Annotated in this window: 3 protein-coding genes and 2 pseudogenes; 4 read left to right on the forward strand and 1 reads right to left on the reverse strand. The window is 31.1% G+C overall.

Annotation, left to right across the window (positions count from 1 at the left end):
• Positions 1–767: 767 nt before the first annotated feature.
• Entirely contained in the window at positions 768–1,511 is a 744-nt protein-coding gene (locus IDG66_RS11880; protein WP_000958858.1) for a glycerophosphoryl diester phosphodiesterase, read from the forward strand.
• A 96-nt stretch (positions 1,512–1,607) separates the two neighbouring features.
• The gene (locus tag IDG66_RS11885) at positions 1,608–2,036 is read left to right on the forward strand and encodes a MaoC family dehydratase (RefSeq protein ID WP_000872606.1); all 429 of its coding nucleotides are present in this window, start codon (positions 1,608–1,610) and stop codon (positions 2,034–2,036) included.
• Positions 2,037–2,081: 45 nt separating this feature from the next.
• Here IDG66_RS11885 and mecA read toward each other — a convergent pair whose 3' ends face one another.
• The gene (gene mecA, locus IDG66_RS11890) at positions 2,082–4,091 is read right to left on the reverse strand and encodes a PBP2a family beta-lactam-resistant peptidoglycan transpeptidase MecA (protein WP_063852638.1); all 2,010 of its coding nucleotides are present in this window, start codon (positions 4,089–4,091) and stop codon (positions 2,082–2,084) included.
• Positions 4,092–4,187: 96 nt separating this feature from the next.
• Between mecA and IDG66_RS14285 the strand changes: the two are divergent.
• Positions 4,188–4,295: pseudogene (locus IDG66_RS14285) on the forward strand (beta-lactam sensor/signal transducer MecR1); the annotation flags it as partial.
• A 40-nt stretch (positions 4,296–4,335) separates the two neighbouring features.
• Positions 4,336–4,535: pseudogene (locus tag IDG66_RS11900) on the forward strand (IS6 family transposase); the annotation flags it as partial.

Here is a 4,535-nt window from a genome sequence, read left to right on the forward strand (position 1 = left end):
TACTTATACAGTATAGAAGACCATATCAGAACATATAAGATAGAGAAATAAACTAGTGGCCGATTGTGCTTGATGAGCTTGGGACATAAATCCTAACTCGAAATAAATAAGCATATCACTAAACTGATTTTTTAAAGTTTACAGTGATATGCTTATTTTTTTATCTTACGATTTTGTACGTGCATGCTTGCCTAGGGGTATGGCTCGAGCCATTAGTCTCTCGCACATACTATTCCCTCAGGCGTCAGCACTTACAAAATCGGTTGTAATTTTCATTTTTATACGCATTCTTACTGAGATTATACTAATAAGAGGAATAGTAAAAGCAATTCTAAGTAAAATTGCAGATAAGAGGTTTGTTAAAAGCAGTTCTCAGTAAAATTGCAGATAAGAGGTACGTTAAAAGCAGTTCTAAGTAAAATTGCAGATAAGAGGTGCGTTAAAAGCAATTCCATGCAAAATTGCTGATAAGGGGTAAGTTAAAAGCAATCCTAAGTAAAATTGCAGATAAGAGGTAAGTTAAAAGCAATCCTAAGTAAAATTGCAGATAAGGGGTACAGAAAAACTAGACTTGATTACAAAATGGAGCTTGGGACATAAATGATTTTTTAAAAATGAGATGAGACGTAGATTAACTCCATAATCAATACGAATCTATCGACTTCTTTATTTATGATATTCATCTCTTTTTAATGGAAATAAAAGTGCGATTAATGTGATAATACAGTTACGTTAATTAAAAAAATAAAAATGCAAGGAGAGGTAATATGCTAACTGTATATGGACATAGAGGATTACCTAGTAAAGCTCCGGAAAATACAATTGCATCATTTAAAGCTGCTTCAGAAGTAGAAGGTATAAACTGGTTGGAGTTAGATGTTGCAATTACAAAAGATGAACAACTGATTATCATTCATGATGATTATTTAGAACGGACTACAAATATGTCCGGGGAAATAACTGAATTGAATTATGATGAAATTAAAGATGCTTCTGCAGGATCTTGGTTTGGTGAAAAATTCAAAGATGAACATTTGCCAACTTTCGATGATGTAGTAAAAATAGCAAATGAATATAATATGAATTTAAATGTAGAATTAAAAGGTATTACTGGACCGAATGGACTAGCACTTTCTAAAAGTATGGTTAAGCAAGTGGAAGAACAATTAACAAACTTAAATCAGAATCAAGAAGTGCTCATTTCAAGCTTTAATGTTGTGCTTGTTAAACTTGCAGAAGAAATCATGCCACAATATAACAGAGCAGTTATATTCCATACAACTTCGTTTCGTGAAGACTGGAGAACACTTTTAGATTACTGTAATGCTAAAATAGTAAACACTGAAGATGCCAAACTTACTAAAGCAAAAGTAAAAATGGTAAAAGAAGCGGGTTATGAATTGAACGTATGGACTGTAAACAAACCAGCACGTGCAAACCAACTTGCTAATTGGGGAGTTGATGGTATCTTTACAGACAATGCAGATAAAATGGTGCATTTGTCTCAATAGAAAGTTAGAGGTGAGTCTTACGTTTCAGTGACGGTAGACTTACCTTTAACATGTTACATACTAAAAAATTAATTTGAATAAGAAAGAGAGACATATATGAAATACGATGATTTTATAGTAGGAGAAACATTCAAAACAAAAAGCCTTCATATTACAGAAGAAGAAATTATCCAATTTGCAACAACTTTTGATCCTCAATATATGCATATAGATAAAGAAAAAGCAGAACAAAGTAGATTTAAAGGTATCATTGCATCTGGCATGCATACACTTTCAATATCATTTAAATTATGGGTAGAAGAAGGTAAATACGGAGAAGAAGTTGTAGCAGGAACACAAATGAATAACGTTAAATTTATTAAACCTGTATACCCAGGTAATACATTGTACGTTATCGCTGAAATTACAAATAAGAAATCCATAAAAAAAGAAAATGGACTCGTTACAGTGTCACTTTCAACATACAATGAAAATGAAGAAATTGTATTTAAGGGAGAAGTAACAGCACTTATTAATAATTCATAATAAAACAGTGAAGCAACCATCGTTACGGATTGCTTCACTGTTTTGTTATTCATCTATATCGTATTTTTTATTACCGTTCTCATATAGCTCATCATACACTTTACCTGAGATTTTGGCATTGTAGCTAGCCATTCCTTTATCTTGTACATCTTTAACATTAATAGCCATCATCATGTTTGGATTATCTTTATCATATGATATAAACCACCCAATTTGTCTGCCAGTTTCTCCTTGTTTCATTTTGAGTTCTGCAGTACCGGATTTGCCAATTAAGTTTGCATAAGATCTATAAATATCTTCTTTATGTGTTTTATTTACGACTTGTTGCATACCATCAGTTAATAGATTGATATTTTCTTTGGAAATAATATTTTTCTTCCAAACTTTGTTTTTCGTGTCTTTTAATAAGTGAGGTGCGTTAATATTGCCATTATTTTCTAATGCGCTATAGATTGAAAGGATCTGTACTGGGTTAATCAGTATTTCACCTTGTCCGTAACCTGAATCAGCTAATAATATTTCATTATCTAAATTTTTGTTTGAAATTTGAGCATTATAAAATGGATAATCACTTGGTATATCTTCACCAACACCTAGTTTTTTCATGCCTTTTTCAAATTTCTTACTGCCTAATTCGAGTGCTACTCTAGCAAAGAAAATGTTATCTGATGATTCTATTGCTTGTTTTAAGTCGATATTACCATTTACCACTTCATATCTTGTAACGTTGTAACCACCCCAAGATTTATCTTTTTGCCAACCTTTACCATCGATTTTATAACTTGTTTTATCGTCTAATGTTTTGTTATTTAACCCAATCATTGCTGTTAATATTTTTTGAGTTGAACCTGGTGAAGTTGTAATCTGGAACTTGTTGAGCAGAGGTTCTTTTTTATCTTCGGTTAATTTATTATATTCTTCGTTACTCATGCCATACATAAATGGATAGACGTCATATGAAGGTGTGCTTACAAGTGCTAATAATTCACCTGTTTGAGGGTGGATAGCAGTACCTGAGCCATAATCATTTTTCATGTTGTTATAAATACTCTTTTGAACTTTAGCATCAATAGTTAGTTGAATATCTTTGCCATCTTTTTTCTTTTTCTCTATTAATGTATGTGCGATTGTATTGCTATTATCGTCAACGATTGTGACACGATAGCCATCTTCATGTTGGAGCTTTTTATCGTAAAGTTTTTCGAGTCCCTTTTTACCAATAACTGCATCATCTTTATAGCCTTTATATTCTTTTTGTTTTAATTCTTCAGAGTTAATGGGACCAACATAACCTAATAGATGTGAAGTCGCTTTTCCTAGAGGATAGTTACGACTTTCTGTTTCATTAGTTGTAAGATGAAATTTTTTTGCGAAATCTCTTAAATATTCATCCATTTTTTTAACGGTTTTAAGTGGAACGAAGGTATCATCTTGTACCCAATTTTGATCCATTTGTTGTTTGATATAGTCTTCAGAAATACTTAGTTCTTTAGCGATTGCTTTATAATCTTTTTTAGATACATTCTTTGGAACGATGCCTATCTCATATGCTGTTCCTGTATTGGCCAATTCCACATTGTTTCGGTCTAAAATTTTACCACGTTCTGATTTTAAATTTTCAATATGTATGCTTTGGTCTTTCTGCATTCCTGGAATAATGACGCTATGATCCCAATCTAACTTCCACATACCATCTTCTTTAACAAAATTAAATTGAACGTTGCGATCAATGTTACCGTAGTTTGTTTTAATTTTATATTGAGCATCTACTCGTTTTTTATTTTTAGATACTTTTTTTATTTTACGATCCTGAATGTTTATATCTTTAACGCCTAAACTATTATATATTTTTATCGGACGTTCAGTCATTTCTACTTCACCATTATCGCTTTTAGAAATATAACTGCTATCTTTATAAACTTGTTTGAAATTTTTATCTTCAATTGCATCAATAGTATTATTAATTTCTTTATCTTTTGAAGCATAAAAATATATACCAAACCCGACAACTACAACTATTAAAATAAGTGGAACAATTTTTATCTTTTTCATCAATATCCTCCTTATATAAGACTACATTTGTAATATATTACAAATGTAGTATTTATGTCAAAATAATGTTATAATTTTTGTGATATGGAGGTGTAGAAGGTGTTATCATCTTTTTTAATGTTAAGTATAATCAGTTCATTGCTCACGATATGTGTAATTTTTTTAGTGAGAATGCTCTATATAAAATATACGGTTCTGTTGCAAAGTTGAATTTATAGTATAATTTTAACAAAAAGGAGTCTTCTGTATGAACTATTTCAGATATAAACAATTTAACAAGGATATTATCACTGTAGCCGTTGGCTACTATCTAAGATATACATTGAGTTATCGTGATATATCTGAAATATTAAGGGAACGTGGTGTAAACGTTCATCATTCAACGGTCTACCGTTGGGTTCAAGAATATGCCCCAATTTTGTATCAAATTTGGAAGAAAAAGCATAA

The sequence above is a fragment of the Staphylococcus sp. EG-SA-18 genome, assembly GCF_017151825.1.
GTDB lineage: Bacteria > Bacillota > Bacilli > Staphylococcales > Staphylococcaceae > Staphylococcus > Staphylococcus aureus.

Excerpts from the sequence above, each read along its gene's own strand:
- IDG66_RS11880 (WP_000958858.1), top strand. The coding sequence starts at position 768 with ATGCTAACTGTATATGGACATAGAGGATTACCTAGTAAAGCTCCGGAA.
- IDG66_RS11885 (WP_000872606.1), top strand. The coding sequence starts at position 1,608 with ATGAAATACGATGATTTTATAGTAGGAGAAACATTCAAAACAAAAAGC.